The 20,529-nt window shown below is 63.6% G+C and carries 21 protein-coding genes and 1 riboswitch; of the genes, 17 read left to right on the top strand and 4 right to left on the bottom strand.

Annotated elements, in window-relative coordinates; genetic code table 11:
• The first annotated feature begins 50 nt into the window (after window positions 1-50).
• The 13 genes from choX to MN188_RS15205 all read left to right on the top strand — a co-directional run bounded on the left by choX (window position 51) and on the right by MN188_RS15205 (window position 12,419).
• The gene (choX, locus tag MN188_RS15265) at window positions 51-980 is read left to right on the top strand and encodes a choline ABC transporter substrate-binding protein (protein WP_242110106.1); all 930 of its coding nucleotides are present in this window, start codon (window positions 51-53) and stop codon (window positions 978-980) included.
• A gap of 90 nt (window positions 981-1,070) precedes the next feature.
• Window positions 1,071-1,901: a choline ABC transporter permease subunit gene (choW, locus tag MN188_RS15260; protein ID WP_242110104.1), complete on the top strand. Its 831-nt coding sequence runs from the start codon at window positions 1,071-1,073 to the stop codon at window positions 1,899-1,901.
• Window position 1,902: 1 nt separating this feature from the next.
• Window positions 1,903-2,934 (top strand): choline ABC transporter ATP-binding protein, encoded by a 1,032-nt coding sequence (choV, locus tag MN188_RS15255; RefSeq protein ID WP_242110102.1) that lies wholly within the window; start codon window positions 1,903-1,905, stop codon window positions 2,932-2,934.
• Window positions 2,935-2,982: 48 nt separating this feature from the next.
• Entirely contained in the window at window positions 2,983-3,540 is a 558-nt protein-coding gene (locus MN188_RS15250) for a hypothetical protein (protein ID WP_242110100.1), read from the top strand.
• A 54-nt stretch (window positions 3,541-3,594) separates the two neighbouring features.
• Window positions 3,595-4,542, top strand: a complete 948-nt coding sequence (locus MN188_RS15245; protein WP_242110098.1) for an ABC transporter permease — start codon at window positions 3,595-3,597, stop codon at window positions 4,540-4,542.
• Complete coding sequence (locus MN188_RS15240; protein ID WP_242110096.1) at window positions 4,539-5,360, top strand: ABC transporter permease; 822 nt, start codon at window positions 4,539-4,541, stop codon at window positions 5,358-5,360. The genes MN188_RS15245 and MN188_RS15240 overlap by 4 nt, the downstream gene beginning before the upstream one ends.
• Entirely contained in the window at window positions 5,357-6,943 is a 1,587-nt protein-coding gene (locus tag MN188_RS15235; protein ID WP_242110094.1) for an ABC transporter ATP-binding protein, read from the top strand. The genes MN188_RS15240 and MN188_RS15235 overlap by 4 nt, the downstream gene beginning before the upstream one ends.
• The gene (locus MN188_RS15230; protein ID WP_242110093.1) at window positions 6,936-8,387 is read left to right on the top strand and encodes an aldehyde dehydrogenase family protein; all 1,452 of its coding nucleotides are present in this window, start codon (window positions 6,936-6,938) and stop codon (window positions 8,385-8,387) included. The genes MN188_RS15235 and MN188_RS15230 overlap by 8 nt, the downstream gene beginning before the upstream one ends.
• 4 nt (window positions 8,388-8,391) lie before the next feature.
• Entirely contained in the window at window positions 8,392-8,814 is a 423-nt protein-coding gene (locus tag MN188_RS15225) for an acyl-CoA thioesterase (protein ID WP_242110092.1), read from the top strand.
• Window positions 8,811-9,971, top strand: coding sequence for a winged helix-turn-helix domain-containing protein (locus tag MN188_RS15220; protein WP_242110091.1), 1,161 nt, complete (start codon window positions 8,811-8,813; stop codon window positions 9,969-9,971). Before MN188_RS15225 ends, MN188_RS15220 begins: the two co-directional genes overlap by 4 nt.
• 50 nt (window positions 9,972-10,021) lie before the next feature.
• A complete protein-coding gene (locus MN188_RS15215; protein ID WP_242110090.1) occupies window positions 10,022-10,762 on the top strand; it encodes an SDR family oxidoreductase in 741 nt (246 codons plus the stop codon).
• A 36-nt stretch (window positions 10,763-10,798) separates the two neighbouring features.
• A complete protein-coding gene (locus MN188_RS15210; protein ID WP_242110089.1) occupies window positions 10,799-11,785 on the top strand; it encodes a P1 family peptidase in 987 nt (328 codons plus the stop codon).
• A gap of 76 nt (window positions 11,786-11,861) precedes the next feature.
• On the top strand, window positions 11,862-12,419 hold the full coding sequence (locus MN188_RS15205; protein ID WP_242110088.1) for a hypothetical protein: 558 nt from the start codon (window positions 11,862-11,864) through the stop codon (window positions 12,417-12,419).
• Here MN188_RS15205 and MN188_RS15200 read toward each other — a convergent pair.
• Window positions 12,416-13,195, bottom strand: coding sequence for an alpha/beta hydrolase (locus MN188_RS15200; protein WP_242110087.1), 780 nt, complete (start codon window positions 13,193-13,195; stop codon window positions 12,416-12,418). The genes MN188_RS15205 and MN188_RS15200 overlap by 4 nt on opposite strands.
• Window positions 13,196-13,285: 90 nt before the next feature.
• On the opposite strand from MN188_RS15200, the gene MN188_RS15195 reads away from it, so the two are divergent.
• Window positions 13,286-14,764, top strand: coding sequence for an NAD-dependent succinate-semialdehyde dehydrogenase (locus MN188_RS15195; protein WP_242110086.1), 1,479 nt, complete (start codon window positions 13,286-13,288; stop codon window positions 14,762-14,764).
• A 13-nt stretch (window positions 14,765-14,777) separates the two neighbouring features.
• Here the strand turns inward: MN188_RS15195 and MN188_RS15190 are convergent, their stop codons facing one another.
• Window positions 14,778-15,365, bottom strand: a complete 588-nt coding sequence (locus tag MN188_RS15190; protein WP_242110084.1) for a DUF6647 family protein — start codon at window positions 15,363-15,365, stop codon at window positions 14,778-14,780.
• A 131-nt stretch (window positions 15,366-15,496) separates the two neighbouring features.
• Between MN188_RS15190 and MN188_RS15185 the strand changes: the two genes are divergently transcribed.
• The 3 genes from MN188_RS15185 (at window position 15,497) to MN188_RS15175 (ending at window position 19,072) form a co-directional block, all read left to right on the top strand.
• Window positions 15,497-16,036, top strand: coding sequence for an RNA polymerase sigma factor (locus MN188_RS15185; protein WP_242110233.1), 540 nt, complete (start codon window positions 15,497-15,499; stop codon window positions 16,034-16,036).
• Window positions 16,033-17,934, top strand: a complete 1,902-nt coding sequence (locus MN188_RS15180; protein ID WP_242110083.1) for a vWA domain-containing protein — start codon at window positions 16,033-16,035, stop codon at window positions 17,932-17,934. Before MN188_RS15185 ends, MN188_RS15180 begins: the two co-directional genes overlap by 4 nt.
• A 60-nt stretch (window positions 17,935-17,994) precedes the next feature.
• Window positions 17,995-18,126, top strand: a riboswitch (FMN riboswitch).
• Between the two features lie 76 nt (window positions 18,127-18,202).
• Window positions 18,203-19,072 carry a DMT family transporter gene (locus tag MN188_RS15175; RefSeq protein ID WP_242110082.1) on the top strand — a complete coding sequence of 290 codons (870 nt, stop codon included), beginning with the start codon at window positions 18,203-18,205 and terminating at the stop codon, window positions 19,070-19,072.
• Window positions 19,073-19,127: 55 nt separating this feature from the next.
• Here MN188_RS15175 and MN188_RS15170 read toward each other — a convergent pair whose 3' ends face one another.
• The gene (locus tag MN188_RS15170; protein ID WP_242110081.1) at window positions 19,128-19,580 is read right to left on the bottom strand and encodes an Hsp20 family protein; all 453 of its coding nucleotides are present in this window, start codon (window positions 19,578-19,580) and stop codon (window positions 19,128-19,130) included.
• Window positions 19,581-19,701: 121 nt separating this feature from the next.
• Window positions 19,702-20,520 carry a trypsin-like serine peptidase gene (locus MN188_RS15165; protein ID WP_242110080.1) on the bottom strand — a complete coding sequence of 273 codons (819 nt, stop codon included), beginning with the start codon at window positions 20,518-20,520 and terminating at the stop codon, window positions 19,702-19,704.
• Window positions 20,521-20,529: the final 9 nt, after the last annotated feature.

Here is a 20,529-nt window from a genome sequence, read left to right as displayed (position 1 = left end):
CAGCTGCGGCGGTCTGTCGCGCATAACAAGAACAACTGGGAGAAAACCACATGTTGAAAACCACCCTTTCCGCCCTGGCCCTGTCGGCCGTTGCCGGTACTGCCTTCGCTGACGGTCACTGCGCCGAAGTCGTCTTTTCGGACGTGGGTTGGACCGACATCACCGCCACCACCGCCGCAACCACCGTGGTGCTGGACGCGCTGGGATATGAGACCGATATCAAGATCCTGTCGGTGCCCGTGACCTATACCGCGCTGGCCGAAGGCGACGTGGACGTATTCCTGGGCAACTGGATGCCGACGATGGAAGCCGACATCGCGCCTTACCGCGAAGCGGGCACCGTCGACACCGTGCGCACCAACCTGACCGGCGCGAAATACACCCTGGCGGTGAACGCCGCGGCGAAAACGCTGGGCATTGCCGATTTCGCCGACATCGCGGCCCACAAGGACGCGCTGGACGGCAACATCTATGGCATCGAGCCGGGCAATGACGGCAACCGCTTGATCCAGTCGATGATCGACGCAGACGCCTTCGGCCTGAATGGGTTCGAGGTTGTCGAAAGCTCGGAACAAGGCATGCTGGCACAGGTCGCACGGGCCGACAAAAAGGATGAGCCTGTTGTGTTCCTGGGCTGGGAACCGCACCCGATGAATGCCAATTTCGACATGGGCTATCTGACCGGTGGCGATGACTACTTCGGCCCGAACCTGGGTGGGGCCGAGGTCATGACCAACACCCGCGCCGGTTTCGTCACCGATTGCGCCAATGTCGGCAAACTGCTGTCGAACCAGGAATTCACCCTGGCGATGGAGAATGAGATCATGGGCGCGATCCTGAATGATGGCGAAGACCCCGCCGATGCCGCAAGCGCCTGGCTCGCGGCCAACCCGGACATGTATATGTCCTGGCTGGATGGCGTGACCACGATGGACGGCGGCGACGCTGTCGCCGCTGTGAAAGCCGCCCTTGGCATGTAAGCCGATCGGTTTGTGACAATGCCCCTCTCCCGACCGCGGGAGGGGGGTCTTTTTGGGCCTGAAGCGGCCCCTTGCGAAAGGCGCTGACCCTTGGACTGGCTGACAGAACACAAGATCCCCGTGGGGAAAGTGTCGAAACGCGTTTTCGACTGGCTTCAGGAAACCGGAGAGCCGTTCTTCGACTGGCTGTCGTGGTTCATGGAGCTGATGATCGAGGCCTTCTTGTGGGTGCTGCAAACGCCCCATCCGCTGATTATCGGCGCGCTTGTTGTTGCGGCCACCTGGGCGTTGCAGCGCAACTGGAAAACCTGCGTGATGGTCGCGCTGGGGTTCCTGTTCATCCTGAACCAGGGCTATTGGGAGGAAACGACCGAAAGCCTGACGCTGGTCCTGTCGGCCTGTGTGGTCTGCATGGCCGTGGGCGTGCCGATCGGCATCGCCGCCGCGCACCGGCCGCGCCTGTTCACCGCGATGCGCCCGGTGCTGGATTTGATGCAGACCCTGCCCACCTTCGTTTACCTGATCCCTGCGATCGTGTTTTTCGGCATCGGCATGGTGCCGGGCCTGATCGCAACGGTGATCTTCGTGTTACCCGCCCCCATTCGCCTGACGCATCTGGGCGTGTCTTCGACACCCGAGCCGCTGCTGGAAGCCGCGCAAGCCTTCGGCGCCACGCCGCGCCAGACCCTGTGGAAGGTCGAACTGCCCTATGCGTTACCGCAGATCATGGCCGGCTTGAACCAGACCATCATGCTGTCGTTGTCGATGGTCGTCATCGCGGCCCTGGTGGGCGCCGACGGGCTGGGCGTGCCGGTCCTGCGCGCCCTGAACAGCGTTAACACCGCGCTTGGGTTTGAAAGCGGCTTCATCATCGTCGTGGTCGCCATCATGCTGGACCGCATCCTGCGGGTGGAGCGCTGATATGAGCATTGCAGTAGAATTCGACGCCGTGAACATCGTCTTCGGCGATCACCCCAACCGCGCCCTGCCCCTGATGGACAAGGGCGAAGAGCGCGGCGAAATCCAGGAAAAGACCGGCCAGGTGCTGGGCGTTCACGATTGCTCGCTTGCCGTGGAGGAGGGCGAGATCCTTGTGCTCATGGGCCTGTCGGGCTCAGGTAAATCCACGCTTTTGCGCGCGGTGAACGGGTTGAACCCGGTCGTGCGCGGCACGGTTCGGGTGAGTGACGGGGACGGGCTTGTCGACGTGACCCATTCCGACGCTGCCACCCTGCGCGACCTGCGCCAGCACCGCATTGCGATGGTGTTTCAGCAGTTTGGCCTGCTGCCCTGGCGCACTGTGCGTGAAAACGTCGGGCTGGGTTTGGAACTGGCAGGCATGGCCGTGGCCGAGCGCAATCAGCTGGTCGACAAACAGCTGAGCCTCGTCGGCCTTGCGGACTGGGCCGAGCGCAAGGTGGGCGAATTGTCCGGCGGGATGCAGCAGCGCGTGGGCCTGGCCCGTGCCTTTGCCACCGACGCCCCGATCCTGTTGATGGACGAACCTTTCTCGGCGCTGGACCCGCTGATCCGCACCAAGTTGCAGGATGAGCTGCTGGACCTACAGCGCGACCTGAAGCGCACGATCATCTTTGTCAGCCACGACCTGGACGAGGCGTTCAAGCTGGGCGACCGGATCGCGATCATGGAGGGCGGGCGCATCGTGCAATGCGGCACCCCGCGCGACATCTTCACCAAACCGGCGAACGAGTATGTCGCCGATTTCGTGGCCCACATGAACCCGCTGGGCGTGTTGTGCGCCCGCGACGTGATGGAGCCTGCAACCGGGGCGCACGAGGAAACCGTGCTGCCGGGCGAAGACATCCATGTCGTGATGGAAAAGGTCCAGACCACCGAAAAGCCGATCGGCGTCGCCTGGGAGGACGGGCGTGTGATCGGTCAGATCACCTCGGACAGGGTGTTGGAGAAGCTCTTGGACCCGCGCGCGGGGTAAGGCTTTCCCGACCTTTTCCCAGCCCGGGCCATCCCCCACATGTTTCACATGAATGGCACGGTCAAAACCCGCTTTTACCTGCTCACCACGGGCGTTTTCCTGGTGATCCTGTGGGTGTATTTCATGTTCCTCGCGCCGCGCCACGCGTTGCCGAATACATCCGCTGACCCGCTGGCGTTGCCAGTCGTCTTGTGCCTGTCGGCGTTGCTGGCGGGCGCTCTGGCCAGCCTCGTATCCCTGTTCACCTCGAACCGTCACCGCCTGCGTGCGGTGTTGCGGCCCAGTCTCGGGCGGGTCTCTGCGGCGTTCGTGATGGGCATGCTGACCCCCTTCGCGGTGTTCAGCGGCATTCCCTGGATCGCCGGGGGCCTCTTGTTCTTCGGCTTTGCCAGCCCGTTTCAGATGTCGTTCTGGGGCAGCCTGACCATGATCTGGGCCGCCGCGGTCGGCGCTGGCGCTTTGACGGCGATTTGGTATCTGCCCAGCGCGCTGATTATCTCGGGCGTCAAATCCCGCACCAAACGGGTCGCGCTGTTTGCGCTTTTGTGGTGGGGGGCCTACGCCGCGCTCCTGCTTTACAGCGGCCATGAGGTGTTTCAACTCTAGCCGCCCGCGACATCCCCCCTTTCCCATCCTGCCCGCCCGGTCTAACGTCACCTCATGCTGCGTTTCGCTCTTACCCGCGCCCTGTCGCTGACCCTGTCTCTGATCGTGGCCAGCCTGGTGATTTTCGCGGTGATCGAGGTGATCCCCGGCGATCCGGCAGCCTTCATGCTGGGGCTGAACGCCGCCCCCGAAGCGGTCGAAGCGCTGCGCGATGATCTTGGCCTGAACGGATCCCTTGTCAGTCGCTATCTGAGCTGGATCACCGGCATGATGACAGGCGATTTCGGAGTGAGTTACACCTACCGCGTGCCGGTGTCCGATCTGGTGGCGCAACGCCTGCAAGTGTCGCTGCCACTGGCGCTCTATGCGCTGATCCTGTCTACCACCATCGCCATTCCGGTTGGCCTGATTGCGGCGGCAAAGCGCGGCAGTGTGACCGATTACGGCATCATGGGCACAACCCAGCTGGGCATCGCGGTGCCAAACTTCTGGTTCGCGATGCTTCTGGTGCTGGTCTTTGCGGTGAACCTGAGGTGGTTCAGCGCCGGGGGCTTTCCGGGTTGGGACGCAGGCGTCATGGCCGGGCTGAAGGCGCTGACCCTGCCCGCGATTGCGCTCGCCCTGCCGCAAGCGTCGATCCTGGCCCGCGTCATGCGTTCTTCGCTGCTGGAAACGCTGCACCAGGATTACATCCGCACCGCGCGCGCCAAGGGGCTGAGCCGCCGGCAGGCCACCACCCGCCACGCCTTACGCAACGCCATGATCCCGGTGCTGACCATTATCGGGCTGCAATTCAGCTTTCTGCTGGCCGGGGCGATCATCATTGAAAACGTGTTCTTCCTGCCCGGCCTGGGGCGCCTGATCTTTCAGGGCATCACACAGCGCGACCTGGTGGTGGTCGAAAGCCTGGTGATGCTGCTGGTGTTCGCGGTGATCGTGGTCACCTTCCTGGTCGACATCGCCTATGCCGCCGTCGATCCCCGGCTGAGGCGCAAGGCATGAAGCTTCCGGTGCAACTGATCCTGGGCGCGGCGCTGACCGTGCTGTTCATTGCCGCCGTGCTGCTGTCCTTTCTATGGACCCCGCATGACGTGATCCTGCTGTCGATCAGCGAAAAGCTTCAGGGGCCGAGTGCCAAATACTGGCTGGGCACGGACCATTTCGGGCGCGATTTGCTGTCGATGCTGATGGTCGGCGCGCGCACCTCGATCGCGGTGGCGATCGTCGCGGTGGGGATCGGCGTGATCATCGGCGTGCCGCTGGGCCTGACCGCCGCCGCCAACCGGGGCGGTTGGCTGGATGAGCTGATCATGCGCGGCAACGATCTGATCTTTGCCTTCCCGTCGCTGGTCATCGCGATCCTGATCACCGCTGTGTTCGGCCCCTCGGCCACCAATGCGATCCTGGCAATCGGGATTTTCAACATCCCTGTCTTTGCCCGCGTGTCGCGCGGTGGCGCGCTGTCGATCTGGACGCTGGATTACATCCTGGCGGCCCGCGTCGCGGGCAAATCCGCCACCCGCATCAGCGCCGAACACATCCTTCCCAACATCGCGAACCTGTTGATCGTTCAGGGCACGATCCAGTTCTCGCTGGGCATCCTGGCCGAGGCGGGGCTGAGTTACGTAGGTCTTGGCGCGCAGCCGCCGACGCCCAGTTGGGGGCGGATGCTGGCCGATGCGCAGACGATGATCTATACCACCCCACGCCTGGCCATGCTGCCGGGCCTCGCCATCATCGCGATGGTGCTTGGGCTGAACCTGATGGGCGATGGGCTGCGCGACCTTCTGGATCCGCGCATTCGGAGGGCCAAGGCATGATCGCGCTGGAGCATCTGTCGCTGTCGATCCACGGCACCCCAATCCTGGACGATGTGTCTTTCGACATGGCGCCGGGCAAAGTGTTCGGCCTGGTGGGCGAAAGCGGGTCGGGCAAGTCGATGACGGCGCTCGCGATCATGGGGCTGTTGCCGCGGGGCGCCGAGACCTCGGGACGGGTGATGCTGGACGGGGGCGATCTGTCAAAGCTGCGCGACCGTGACCTTTGCGCCATTCGTGGCAACCGCATCGGCATGATCTTTCAGGAACCGATGACCGCCCTGAACCCGGTGAAGACCATCGGTGAACAGGTGGCGGAAACACTGCTGATCCACACCCGCACCTCGCGCGCCGAGGCGATGAAGATCGCCGCTGAAAAACTGGCACGCGTCGGCCTGCCACAGGACAAGTTCCCGCTGGGCCGCTATCCGCATGAATTGTCCGGTGGTCAGCGCCAAAGGGTCTGCATCGCGATGGCCATCGCGCTGCACCCGGAACTGTTGATCGCGGACGAACCCACCACCGCGCTGGATGTGACCACGCAGGCGCAGATCCTGGACCTGTTGCGCGATCTGGTCGCCGAAGAGGGCATGTCGCTGCTTCTGATCACCCATGACCTGGCAGTGGTGTCCGGCATCGCCGACCACGTGGCGGTGATGCAAACGGGCAAGATCGTGGAACAGGGCGAGACCGAGCAGCTGTTTCGCCACATGACCCATCCCTATACCCGCCAGTTGTTCGAAGCCTCGGGCCACCAACCCGACCGCGCCGCACCCCCAAACAACGCGCCGATGCTGACGGTCGAGGGCGCAGTGCGAGACTATGCCCTGCCGCGGCGCGCGCTGTTTGGTCCCGCGCCGACGTTCCGCGCGGTGAACGGCGTCAGTTTTACGATGAACAGCGGAGAAAGCGTTGGGCTTGTGGGCGAAAGCGGGTGTGGCAAATCCACGCTCACCCGCGCCATTTTGGGGCTTGAGCCACTTCAGGGCGGCAACATCCGCCTGTTCGGCAAAGACATGACCCCGGCCACGGCCCGCGACCTGCGCGCCCGCATCCAGGTGGTGTTTCAGGACCCTTACGGCAGCTTCAATCCGCGCTGGCGGGTCGAAAAGCTGGTGGCAGAACCGCTCCACCTTTTGCCCAGCCGCCCTGAGGATTGGCGCAACCGGGTGGCGCTGTCGCTGGAGGAAGTCGGCCTGCCCCCGGATGCTATGCAGCGTTATCCGCACGAGTTTTCCGGCGGCCAGCGTCAGCGTATTGCGATTGCCCGCGCCCTGATCCTGCGCCCGGACCTGATTATTCTGGACGAAGCCGTGTCGGCGCTGGACGTGTCGATCCGGGCGCAGATCCTTGACCTGCTGGCCGAGCTGCAAAACCGGCTGGGCCTGGCGTATCTGTTCATTTCGCACGACCTGTCCGTGGTCCGCACGATCACCGACCGGGTGCTGGTCATGCGCGCGGGCGAGATCGTAGAACAGGGCGCGACCGAGGTGGTTTTCGCCGCGCCGCAACACGACTACACTCGCAATCTGATAGCAGCCACGCCAACGATTCCGGATGCGTGGCGGGAGGACATCCATGCGTGAAACACTCTGGTACGACGCGACGCAGATCCACATCGGCGGGGTCTGGAAAGCCCCGGCTGGCGGGCAACAATTACCGATGGAGAACCCGTCAAACGGCGCGGAAATCGGCTCGATTGCACGTGGCACGGCGGCGGATATTGACGCGGCGGTCGTGGCTGCGCAGGCCGCGCTGGACGGTGCCTGGGGCCGGATGACGGCGCTGGAGCGTGGTCGCATCCTGACCCGGATCGGCCAGCTGGTGCAGACCCGGCTGGACGACCTGGCGCTGATCGAGGCGATGGATGTTGGCAAGCCCCTGACGCAAGCGCGCAACGACGCGGTGGCGCTGGCGCGCTACATGGAATTCTATGGCGGCGCGGCGGACAAGGTGCATGGTGAAACCATTCCTTATCTGGACGGTTATACCGTTTACACCCTGCGCGAACCGCATGGGGTGACGGGGCATATCGTGCCCTGGAATTACCCGATGCAGATCATCGGCCGCTCGGTCGGCGCAGCCCTTGCGATGGGGAATGCCTGCGTGTTGAAACCAGCCGAGGAGGCCTGCCTGACTGCGCTTGCCTTCATGGCGCTGGCCGAAGAGGCCGGGTTGCCGCCGGGCGCGTTGAACGTGGTGCCGGGGCTGGGCGAGGAGGCCGGCGCGGCACTGACCGCACACCCCGGCGTGCATCACATCAGCTTCACGGGCTCCGTGGGCGTGGGCAAACTGGTCCAGGCCGCAGCGGCACAGAACGTGGTGCCGGTGACGCTGGAGCTGGGGGGCAAGTCGCCCCAGATCGTCTTTGACGACGCCGATCTGGACGAGGCTCTGCCGTTCCTGGTGGGCGCCTGCATTCAGAACGCGGGCCAGACCTGTTCGGCCAGTTCGCGCGTGCTGGTGCAGCGCGGCGTGTATGACGAGGTCGTGGCGCGCATGGGCGAGCGCTACGGCGCGCTTCAGGTGGGACCAGCCCGCGAGGATTTGAACGTTGGCCCGCTGATCTCGGCACGGCAGAAAGAGATCGTCGAAGGGTTTCTGGCGGATGGCGACGACCTGCGTTTGGTCGCGCAAGGACAGATCGTGGACGGCGCGCCCGAGGGTGGTCATTACGTGCGCCCAACCCTGTTTGCCGATGTGCCGACGGACCATCGCCTGGCCCAGGACGAGATTTTCGGGCCCGTGCAGGTGGTCATCCCGTTTGAGGGTGAGGCTGAGGCGCTCCGCATCGCCAATGGCACCGATTTCGGCCTGGTCGCCAGCGTCTGGACCCGTGACGGTGCGCGCCAGATGCGCATGGCCAAGGCAATCCGCACCGGACAGGTGTTCATCAACAATTACGGCGCCGGTGGTGGGGTGGAATTGCCGTTCGGCGGCATCGGCAAATCAGGGCATGGCCGCGAAAAAGGGTTCGAGGCGCTTTACGGCTTTTCGACCCTGAAAACCGTCGCGGCAAAACACGGATAGAGACATGGCAGAACTTGAAACACTCCGACGCATCATTGGGCCGGAGGAATGCGACATCCTGGGGCACATGAATGTGAGCCGCTATTTCGCCTGCGTGTCGGACGCAGGGTTTGGCATCATGGCGGCCTTCGGTCTGGGGCGCGGCGACGTGGTGGGCGGCAAGCGGCAAAGCTTTGCCGTGGTGCATTCCGACGCCACTTTCCACAGCGAAGTATTGGCGGGCGAAGGCATCTATATGCGATCCCACGTGACCGAAATCGGACGCCGTTCGGCGTCGTTCCATCACCGGATGTACCGCGTGGCTGACGACAAGCTGTTGTTCGAGACGCTGTTCAAATGCGTGCTGATGGATCTTGAGCGCAGGCGCGCCACCGTGATCAACGAAGACATGCAGGCCGCGATGCGGGCCTTTCTGTTGGAGCCATGACGCCGCTTTTCATCCCGAACCGCGACGCGCGGCGTTTGTGGTTGTGGACCAATGCGCTGTCGGCCACGCCCACCGGTCCGCTGGACTTGTTGGGCACGATCAAACGGCTGGGATTTGTTCAGATCGACACGATCCGAAATGTGACGCGGGCGCACAATCACATCCTGTGGTCGCGCAATCAGAACTACCGTGAAGGTGCGATCTGGGGGGCGCTGAACCGCCGCGACGTGTTTGAACACTTCACCCATGACGCCAGCTTGATCCACGGCGATGTTTTGCCCTTCTGGCGGCGGCAATTTGATCGGCTGGGTGCGCACGTGGCGCGCTCGGATTGGTACAAGTCCGGGCTGGCACAGGAACAGATCACCCTGATCCGCGACCGCATCAGGGCCGAGGGCGCGCTGTCCACCCATGCCTTTGACACCAAGGCGGACAGTCGCGAGATGTGGGCCCGCCCGCCACACAAGAAGGCGCTGGATCAGATGTGGTATGCGGGGGACCTCGCGACCTGTCATCGCAAGAATTTCGTAAAATTTTACGACCTGGGGGACCGGGTGTTTCCCGCCCATGACCCGGCGCCGGATGCAGAGGCGGTGGATTGGTTGTGCACCCAGGCGCTGGAGCGGCTGAGCTTTGCCAGCCCCGGCGAAGTGCAGCGGTTCTGGGACGCGATGAGCGCGCGGGAGGCGAAGAGCTGGTGCGACCAGGCCCGCGCATTGGTCCCGGTCGAGATCGAAGGCGCCGACGGCGTGCGCAGCCGCGCCCTGGCCGTGCCGGACATTGAGGCCCATTTGGCGCAAGCCCCCGCCCCGACCACGCGGCTTCGTCTTTTGAACCCGTTCGACCCGGCCATAAGGGACCGTATGCGACTGGAACGTCTGTTCGGCTTTGCTTATCGCAACGAAATGTTCGTGCCGAAGGCAAAACGCATCTGGGGCTATTACGTTTATCCCCTGCTGGAGGGGGACCGGTTTGTCGGGCGCATCGAGCTTAAAGCCGATCGCAAGGCCGGATCATTGACGGTGACCGGGTTCTGGCCCGAACCGCGCTTTACATGGGGCGCGGCGCGGCGCGGGAAACTGGATGCCGAGCTTGCAAGGTTTGCGCGCTTTGCCAGCCTGTCGCAAATCGGCTGGGACCTCCCGCGCGCCGCTTGATCCTGCCCCGGAATGCGGCCACACTTGGCCCGCACATTGGGGAGGACAGGATGCGACTTCAGGGCAAGACAGCATTGGTCACGGGTGCCGGATCCGGCTTTGGCGCCGGGATTGCGCGCAAATTCGCATCCGAAGGCGCGCGGGTCATGGTGGCCGATCTGAATCTGGACGCCGCCGAACAGGTCGCGGCCGAGATCGGCGGCATCGCGCAGCCGGTCGACGTGGCCGACGGCGCCAGTGTTGCGACGATGGCCGCAGCGGTCGAGCGGGCATTCGGTCCCCTCGACATCCTGGTGAACAACGCGGGCATCACCCATCTGCCGAAACCGATGGAGGAGGTGGACGAGGACGAGTTCGACCGGGTTCTGGCGGTGAATGCGAAATCCGTCTACCTGACCGCCCGCGCGTTTGTTCCGGGGATGAAAGCGACAGGCACGGGGGCGATCCTCAACGTGGCCTCGACCGCCGGGCTGTCGCCGCGCCCGAACCTGAATTGGTACAATGCTTCGAAAGGCTGGATGATCACCGCGACCAAGACGATGGCGGTGGAGCTGGCGCCCCATGGCGTGCGGGTAAACGCGATTTGTCCGGTGGCGGGGGAAACGCCGCTTTTGTCCAGCTTCATGGGCGAAGACACGCCTGAAATTCGCGCCAAGTTCCTGTCGACAATCCCGCTGGGCCGGTTTTCAACCCCCGAGGACATGGGCAACGCCGCCTGTTTCCTATGCTCGGATGAGGCCGGGATGGTGACCGGGGTGGCAATGGAAGTCGACGGCGGGCGCTGCATCTGAGCCCTGAATGGCCCCCTTTTGGAAAGATGAAACGGCATGAAGCCAGGCAAGCGAAATCTGATCACCGACGTGGCCGGGCTACGGGTTGGGAACGCGTCCGATGACGGGGTGAAAACTGGCGCGACGGTGCTGGTGGGGGATGCGCCCTTCGTGGCCGGGGTGCACATCATGGGCGGCGCGCCCGGCACGCGCGAGGCGGCGCTGCTTGAAGCCGACAAACTGGTGCAGGAGGTGGACGCGCTGGTCCTGTCCGGCGGATCGGCCTTCGGGCTGGACGCGGGATCGGGGGTGGCGGATGCGCTGCGGGCCGCCGGACGCGGGTTTGACGTGGGTGGGCAGAAGGTGCCGATCGTACCCGGCGCGATCCTGTTCGATCTGTTGAACGGCGGAGACAAGGAGTGGGTGGAAAACCCGTATAAGGCTCTGGGGCGCCAGGCGCTGGCCGCCGCCTCCGAGGCGTTCGAGCTGGGCAGCGCCGGGGCGGGGTGTGGGGCAACAGTTGACGGGCTGAAAGGTGGGCTTGGCTCTGCCTCGCTTATTCTTGAAAACGGCATCACCGTCGGCGCGCTTGTCGCGGTGAACGCATTGGGGGCGGTTACGATGGGGGACGGACCTGAGTTCTGGGCCGCGCCATGGGAAATGGGGGGCGAGTATGGCGGGCTGGGCCTTGGCGCGCATGACCCGATGGATGAACCCCGCCCCGAGGCCCGGATGGGGGAAAACACCACCATCGCCATTGTAGCGACCGATGCGGCGCTGACCCAGGCGCAGGCGACCCGGCTGGCGACCGCCGCCCATGACGGCATGGCCCGCGCGATCCACCCCAGCCACACGCCATTCGACGGTGATCTGGTATTTGCTGCCGCAACAGGCGCGAAAGATCTGCCCGATCCGGTATGGGATCCGCTGCGACTGGGCCATGCCGCCGCAACCTGTCTGGCGCGCGCGATTGCACGAGGGGTGCATGCGGCAACACCGGCCAAGGGGGATGTTCTACCGTGCTGGCGGGATCGGCTCCGGTAGCATAGCCCAGCGTTGTAGACGAGGCACTGAGGCGCTAGGCTATCCGCAATTGATTTCAGAACTTCAGGAGGTTTCCATGTTCCGCACCACCACCGCAGCACTTGCCCTTGTCGCACTCACCGCAGTGTCTGCACAGGCCGATGACGTCACCGACACGCTAAACAGTGCGCTGACGGCCTATGAGGAAGGCGACATTCAATATGCGTTGGAAGAGTTGGAGTATGCCAAGCAGCTGCTGAGTGAAATGAAGACCGCCGAGCTGACCGCTTACCTGCCCGAAGCGCCCGACGGCTGGACCCGTGAAATCAGTGAAGACGGGAACGCCGGCATGTCCTTCCTGGGTGGTGGTATCGGGGCCGAAGCGCGGTATTCGAATGGTGACGAAAGCTTCGACATTTCAATCACCGCCGACAACCCGATGGTTGCGGCGATGGCCAGCATGATCGGCAACGCGGCGCTGATGGGCGCCAAGATCGAGCGCGTCGGGCGTGAAAAATTCATGAACCAGGACGGGGACCTGACCGGCCTGGTGGACAACCGCATCATGATTCAGGCCAGCGGCACGGCGGTCGAGGTGATGATCCCGGTGCTAAAGACCATCGACTACAAGGGTCTGGAGGACTTCGGCGGTTAAGCCAGAAGCGTGCGGGTCAGGCTGGAGGCCGGATCCGCCAGCGGTTCGATCACATCGAAATGATGACGCCCTGGGGCGATACACAGGGTCGCTTCGTCCCAAGCATCAGCAAGCTCGCGGGCCTGGTCCAGAAAGGCCGGGCGCTCCTCGGCGCCGACCCAGACTGTCGTGGCAATGCCGCGTCGGTCACGTGCCAGGGTCGGGCTTTCCGCCACGGCCTCGTCCCGGTCCAGGCGGAAATCTGTGTTCATTTCGGTGTGGACCAACGGGCGCAAGTCACCGACCGGTGAAATCGGCACGATCCGCGTGATCCGGTCCGCGCAGGTGGGGGCTGCGTCCTCACAGTTCATCCGCGCCACCAGGTGCCCGCCGGCGGAATGGCCGGTCAGGATGAGTGGCCCGGGCACAAGCCCTGCGGCATGGTCGATCGCCGCCGCCACTTCGCGGGTAATCTCGGAAATCCGGGCCTCGGGCGCCAGGGTATAGCCCGGCATCGCCACCGCCCATCCCTGCGCCATCGCCCCCGCCGCCAGGTGCGACCAGTCCTTGTTCGAAAATGCGCGCCAATATCCGCCGTGCACAAAGACCACCAGCCCGCGCGGCGCGTCGGGCAGGAACAGGTCCAGCCGTTGGCGCGGGCCATCGCCGTATGCCAAGTCCAATCGCAGATTCTTCACCCCATCGCGGAATTCTTGTGCCTCTTGCGCCCAGCGCGGCGGAAAATCGGCGGCATTCGGGATAAAATCCGCATTCGCATAGGCTATGTCGAGGTTCATGAGGAGAAATCCGCGTTAGTTAACGTGTTAACATCTGGACTCCCGACACAAGATCGGGCATGCCTGACGCAACACCTATGGGAGATGAAAATGACCGCGAACGCAACCGACCTTAAATCCATTCTGAAAGACCCGTCTTTGTTGGCGACCCAGGCCTATGTGGCCGGGGCATGGGTGGACGCCGATGACGGCAAAACCTTCGCGGTGACCAACCCGGCGCGCGGCGACGTAATCTGTGAGGTCGCGGACCTGAGCCGCACGGAAGTGGCCCGCGCCATCGCCGCCGCCGAAGCCGCAGGCAAGGACTGGACGAAACGCACTGCCAAGGAACGCGCGAACATCATGCGGACCTGGTTCAACCTTATGATGGAAAACCAAGGCGACCTGGCCACGATCCTGACCGCCGAAATGGGCAAACCGCTGGCGGAATCGATGGGCGAGATCGCCTATGGTGCCAGCTTCATCGAGTGGTTCGCCGAGGAAGGCAAACGCATCTATGGCGAGACCATTCCGGGCCACCAGCCCGACAAGCGGATCACCGTGATCAAGCAGCCGATCGGCGTTGCCGCCTCGATCACGCCGTGGAACTTCCCCAACGCGATGATCACCCGCAAATGTGGCCCGGCGATTGCGGCGGGCTGCGGCTTTGTCGCCCGCCCGGCAGCCGAAACGCCCCTGTCGGCGCTGGCGCTGGCGGTGTTGGCGGAACGCGCGGGCATCCCGGCCGGGCTGTTCAGCGTCGTGCCGTCCTCGCGCAGCTCGGACATCGGCAAAGAGTTTTGCGAGAACCCCGCCGTGCGCAAGCTGACCTTCACCGGATCGACCGAAGTGGGCCGCATCCTGCTGCGTCAGGCCGCCGATCAGGTGATGAAATGCTCGATGGAGCTGGGCGGCAACGCGCCCTTCATCGTGTTTGACGACGCCGATCTGGATGCTGCCGTAGAAGGCGCGATCGCCTGCAAATTCCGAAACAACGGCCAGACCTGCGTCTGCGCAAACCGGATCTATGTGCAGGAAGGGGTCTATGACGCCTTCGCCGAGAAACTGCGCGCCGCGGTGGCCGCCCTGCCGGTCGGGGATGGTCTGTCCGAAGGCACAGCCCTTGGCCCGCTGGTCTCGGCTGATGCCGTGCAGAAGGTGAAGGACCACATTGCCGACGCCACAGGAAAGGGCGCCGAGATCATTCTGGGCGGCAAAGAGCACGAACGCGGCGGGTTGTTCTTTGAACCCACCATCGTCACCGGCGCCACCGCCGAGATGGAATTTGCCACCGACGAGACCTTCGGCCCTCTGGCGCCGCTGTTCAAGTTCAAGGATGAGGACGAGGTGATCCACCTGGCCAACGACACGATCTTCGGCCTGGCGTCGTATTTCTATGCCAACGATCTGAGCCGCGTCTACAAGGTGGCCGAGGCGCTGGAATACGGCATCGTCGGCGTGAACACCGGTATCATCTCGACCGAGGTCGCCCCGTTTGGCGGCGTGAAGCAGTCCGGCCTTGGCCGCGAAGGCTCGCACCACGGGATCGAGGATTACCTGGAGATGAAATACATCTGCATGTCGGTCTGACCTGCGCCAAGCCTCACTCCTGCCCGGTGTCATCCGGGCAGGTGGATCTGCGAAGGATCGCGGACCAGTCGAAATTGTAGGCGATCCCGTGCTGGACAAGCCATTGGTCCTGCAACAGATATGCCTCAAGCTCGGGGGCACCCGGGCAGTCCCAATCCCGGTTGGACAATTGCGCGTCGTGGATCAGCTCGTGCAGCAACACCGACTGATCGAACAGGTCGAAAACCGACCAAGGGTGAACAAGGTAGATGTGCCGACGGTCGACGTCATAGGCCGCCTGAAGCGCAGGTTCGACCAGAAGATCCCGTCCCTCATAGGCCACCAGATCGCCGACCTTGCAGAATGACAGGCTGGGTGGGGCCTTGTACAATTCCAGCACGTCATAAAACGTGTGCAGCGCGATCCATCCCACCAATTGATCATACAACGTCCGGGGCACAAGGAACGCGGCATCACTGCCTTCAACTTGCACGAGGTGGGTTGACGAACAATGCAGCTTGGACGCCTGCCCTGGGGCTGTCCCGGGCAGAAGCGTCACTGCAGTAAGGGCCGCTGCGTAACAAACTTGTCTGAGCGTCGGAACCATTGCGGACCTCGACATTGGCGTTCTGTGTGACGCTCGCATCCGGGCGGGAAAGCTGTCAAGGCGCGGTATTAATCGTGCGATTGCATTTTCTGACCTTCCCCACCAAGGATTGACCCGGCGCGCGCGTCATACTCTATGTGATGCGCATGATTGTGACGGATGAGGACATGGCCCGCGCGGCCGCTGGGGGGGACCGTGAGGCTTTCGCGGCCCTGCTGTCGCGCCACTATGATCGCCTGTTCGCCTTCGCCTTTCGCCTGATGGGCGCGCGCGATCAGGCCGAGGATCTGACACAGGACATCTGCGCCGCGCTGCCCGCAAAACTGGCCACCTTCCGGGGGGAGGCGAAGTTCACCACCTGGCTATATCGTGTCGCGGTGAACGCCGCTCACGACCACCGCCGCCGCGCTGCAACCCGGGCCCGTGCAGCCGATGGTTGGGGCGACTGGGAGGTGAACCGGCGCGCAGGTGATGCCGAAACCGCCGAGGGGCTGGATTGGCTGGCGCAAGCCATGCGCGCCCTGCCCGACGATCTGCGCGACACCGTGGCCCTGGTCCTGGGCGAAGAGATGACGCAAGCGGACGCCGCGCGGGTTCTGGACATTTCAGAAGGCACCGTCGCCTGGCGCATGTCCGAAGTGAAGAAACGTTTGAAAACCTTGAGAGAAACGGAGGATTGGCCATGAGCGACGACGACGACCTCACCCGCCTGTCCAAAGGCCTGAAAGCCGCCGCCCCCGCGCCGGATGACACCGCGAAGGCGGACAACATCGCGCTGGCGATGAAAAACTTCGACGATCTCCAAGGATCGGCTGATGGCGCGCGTCTTACTTCTGAAGCGTCCCCCAAAGGGGCGTTCGTCAAAGGAGTAGCCAAGATGTTCAACACATTGACCTCACGCGGTGCCATGGGTGCCACCACTGCCATCGTCGCCGTCGGATTTGCCGTCTGGGTGGTGATGCCGAACGCGCCCGACACCTTGTCCCTGCCCGAGGTCGCACCGCTCGAAGAGGTCGTCGCGCCCCCCGTGGCACAGCCGCAGGAGATGGAAGAGGCCGATTTGGCCGCCGATGCGGTCGCGGGGCTGATCGCGTCCAGCCCGGCCCCAAAGGCCGAAATGCGCACCCGCGTCCTGGCCGGTGAGATGGCTCCGACGCCGATAGACGACGGTTATGCCCAACCGCTACCCGACAGGGAAAGCTTTGCCAACGAGGCGCCGAATCCGCTGAAGGTCACCGGGGAAGAGCCAGTCAGCACCTTTTCCATCGACGTGGACACGGCCAGCTATGCCGTGGTGCGCAACTCGCTTTCGAACGGCTCGCTGCCCGCCCCCGACGCGGTGCGGGTTGAGGAGATGGTGAATTATTTCCCCTATGCCTATCCGGACCCCGACGGGGCGCACCCGTTCCAACCGACCGTGACCGTGATGGAGACGCCGTGGAACAGCGGCACACAGCTGGTGCATATCGGCATTCAGGGCGACTTGCCCGAGGTGGAGGCCCGCCCGCCGCTGAACCTTGTGTTCCTGATCGACAGTTCCGGCTCGATGGACGCCCCGAACAAGCTGCCGCTGTTGAAACAGAGCTTTCGCCTGATGCTGGGTGAACTTCGGCCGGAGGATCAGGTGTCGATCGTGGCCTATGCCGGATCGACCGGTCAGGTGTTGGAGCCCACGTCCGCCGGCGAGCGCACCACGATCATGGCCGCGCTGGACCGGTTGTCCGCAGGGGGATCGACCGCCGGACAGGCCGGGTTGCAGCAGGCGTATCAGGTGGCCGAGGCGATGTCCGAAGACGGGGAGGTGAGCCGCGTGATCCTGGCCACGGATGGGGATTTCAACGTGGGGCTTTCAGACCCCGAGGCGCTGAAGGATTTCATCGCTGACAAGCGCGAGACTGGCACCTATCTATCGGTGCTGGGCTTTGGCCGTGGCAATTTGCAGGACGCGACGATGCAGGCGCTGGCGCAGAACGGCAACGGTACCGCGGCCTATATCGACACGCTGTCCGAGGCGCAGAAAGTGCTGGTGGACCAGCTGACCGGCGCCCTGTTCCCGATTGCTGATGACGTGAAGATCCAGGTGGAATTCAACCCCGCCATGATCGCCGAATACCGGTTGATCGGCTATGAAACCCGCAGCTTGGCGCGGGAGGATTTCAACAACGATGCGGTGGACGCAGGCGAGATCGGCGCAGGCCACAACGTGACCGCGCTCTATGAGATCACGCCGGTCGGGTCCGATGCCGTGATGACAGACGCGCTGCGCTATGCCCCGTCGGTTGAGCAGCAGGACAACGGCGAGCTGGGATACCTCAAGCTGCGCTACAAGGCGCCGGGGGAAGAGGTCAGCATCTTGATGGAAACGCCGATCCTGCCCGGCATGGGCGAAGTGACCAGCGACGCACAGTTTTCCGCCGCGATTGCGGGCTTCGGCCAGCTGCTACGCGACGGGAAATACCTGGGGGACTGGACCTATTCCGACCTGATCGACCTGGCGAATGCGCACAAGGGCGATGACCCTTATGGCTACCGCGCCGAGGCTGTGACCCTGATGCGATTGGCCGAAAGCCTGTCACAGCAGTGAGTGTTTGACTCTCCCTGCCTGCGTCCCTAATTTCTCAAAGCCGTCCCCTTTTGGGGGCGGCGACATTCTCAGGGCGGGGTGTAATTCCCCACCGGTGGTTACAGTCCACGAGCGCTCCTTTGACGAGGAGGTCTAGCAGACCCGGCGAAATTCCGGGACCGACGGTTAAAGTCCGGATGGAAGAGAATGGTCAGGCGCACCCGGGTTTCGGGGGCGTCGGTCCTGTCTGCCTTGGGTCACGTGCGTAAGGAAGAAAGGACACCACGCCATGACTCGCCAACCTTTGATCGCCGCCGGCCTGATGGTCGCGGCAGGCGCATTTTTCGCGCTGGTCAACACGGCCATACAGGCCGCCACCATGCTGAACGGAGCATCACCACCTGCGGTGACCTTCTGGCAATATCTCATCGCCTTGGGCTTTTACATCCCGTGGATATACCGCCACCGGCTTGCCGTCATGCGCACGGATCAGGTTGGACTGCATATCCTGCGTGTCGTGCTGGCCGCTGTGGGCGTGCAGCTGTGGGTGATGGGGCTGGCTCATGTGCCGATCTGGCAAGCGATTGCGCTCATCCTACTATCGCCCTTTTTCGTCACAACGGGCGCGGGTCTTTTCCTGCGCGAACGTGTGACGCCGGAACGCTGGGGCGCTGTGGTGTTGGGTATTGCCGGCGGGGCGATCATTCTTGAGCCCTGGTCCGACCGCTTCGCGCTCACCGCGCTTTTGCCCGTGGCGGCCGCGGCGTTCTGGGCCGCCTCCTCGGTGGTTACCAAACGCCTGACCCGTGTGGATGGGCCCGAGACGGTGACGATTTACCTTCTAGTGCTGCTCACCCCGATCAACTTTGCGCTCGCGGCAGGCACCGGCTTTGCCCTACCTGCCCCGGCCCTGTGGTTCGTGGTCGGCGCGGGGCTGCTGACCGCCGCCGCGCAACACGTGCTGGTGAAAGCCTATTCGCTGGCTGATGCGGCATTCCTGCAGCCATTCGACCACCTGAAGCTTCCTTTAAACGTGGCACTTGGCTTTGCCGCCTTCGGGTTCGCCCCGACCGGGTCGATGTGGTTGGGCACGGCCGTGATCCTTGCCGCCAGCTTCTACCTGCTCAGCCAGGAAAGCCGCGCGGGCCAACCTGCGTAACAAAAAGGGCGCGTAAGGTTGCCCCCACGCGCCCGCGTCTTTCGGTGGTGAGTCTTTAGGCCTCGATCGCCGTGCCGTCCACGTCCTTGGTCGACGCGATCTCGATCCGGCGCGGTTTCAGCGCCTCGGGCACTTCGCGCGCCAGGTCGATATGCAGCATGCCGTTTTCATGGGCCGCGCCCGAGACGCGCACATGTTCGGCCAGGTGGAACCGGCGTTCGAACGCACGGGTCGCGATGCCACGGTGCAGATAGGTCCGCTTATCCTCATCCGCCTTCTTGGCGGTGACGAACAGCGCGTTTTCTTTTACCTCGACGGACAATTCGTCTTCGGTGAACCCGGCGACGGCGACGGAAATCCGCCACGCATCCTCACCGGTCTTCTCGATGTTGTACGGGGGGTAGCTTTCGCGGCTGACGTCATTGGTCAGCACCCGGTCCATCAGATCGGCGATCTGGTCGAAACCGACAGTGGCACGGTAAAGCGGGGTCAGGTCGAAATTGCGCATAATGTCCTCCATTGAGCGACTGAATGGCGCCTTCCCACAGGGGACAGGCAGAAATCCGGGCCCGCCAGGCGGCACCCGTGTCACAGAGATATGGTCGCAATTTTCGGGTTCAAGTCCCCCGTTAGGGGCGCAGGAATTTCGCCCCGGTGGCGTCGCGGCTACCCTGCTGGGTCAACACCTGAGAGGTGGGCTGAACGCGGGTAAACACCCCGTCGCTTTGATCCAGAATAGCCATCATCTCGGCCAGAGGGCGTTCCAGGCTGGTGCCCAGAGACACCGGAATGTCGCGCACGGTTGCCTTGGCCGAAACCACGGACACGATCCGCGGCTCCCCATCATGATGGACGAATACCGGCGCGCCAGAGCTCCCGAAATCGACGTCACAGGACAAAACCAGCGTGCCGGATTGACGCGCCAGGACATGGCACATTTCCTGAAGCGCGGGGCTTTCCGAGCGGTCATGGGCATAGGACACAACCCCCACTTCGGCGCCCTTGCGCGGACGAGTGGTCGTGGAAAACGGAATCACGCTTGTGGTGCGGATCGGACGGTCCAATTCCAGGATCGCCAGGTCATGGGCCACGCGGGTGGCCTTGTCCCGGCCGGAAAAGTCGAAATCGGGGTGCACCACGGCGCGGCGCACGCCGCGATAGGCCGAGGCACGGCCATTGCGCCAACCGGCAAGAAATTCGATATCTTCAGCCGCATAGGCGCGGCCGGTATCCTTGTCGAACAGGCAATGACCCGCGGTCAGAACCAGGTTTTCGGCGATCAGTGCCCCAGTGCAGAAGCTTTCGCCGCCCATGTTCAGGCGGCCCACGGCCTCCCACCCCCGGCTGTCGTCGCCGGTGATCAAGCTGCGCAGGTCGGACGGATCCGTCGCCTCAAGCGGGGTTGAAAACCCAAGCGTAAGCGCCAGAAATGTAAGTAGTTTTCGCATGTGTCCGTC

It is taken from the genome of Aliiroseovarius subalbicans (assembly GCF_022678625.1).
In the GTDB taxonomy this organism is placed as follows: Bacteria; Pseudomonadota; Alphaproteobacteria; order Rhodobacterales; family Rhodobacteraceae; genus Aliiroseovarius_A; species Aliiroseovarius_A subalbicans.
Note: the sequence above shows the minus strand (reverse complement) of the source record. Positions and strands in the feature narration are given on the sequence as shown.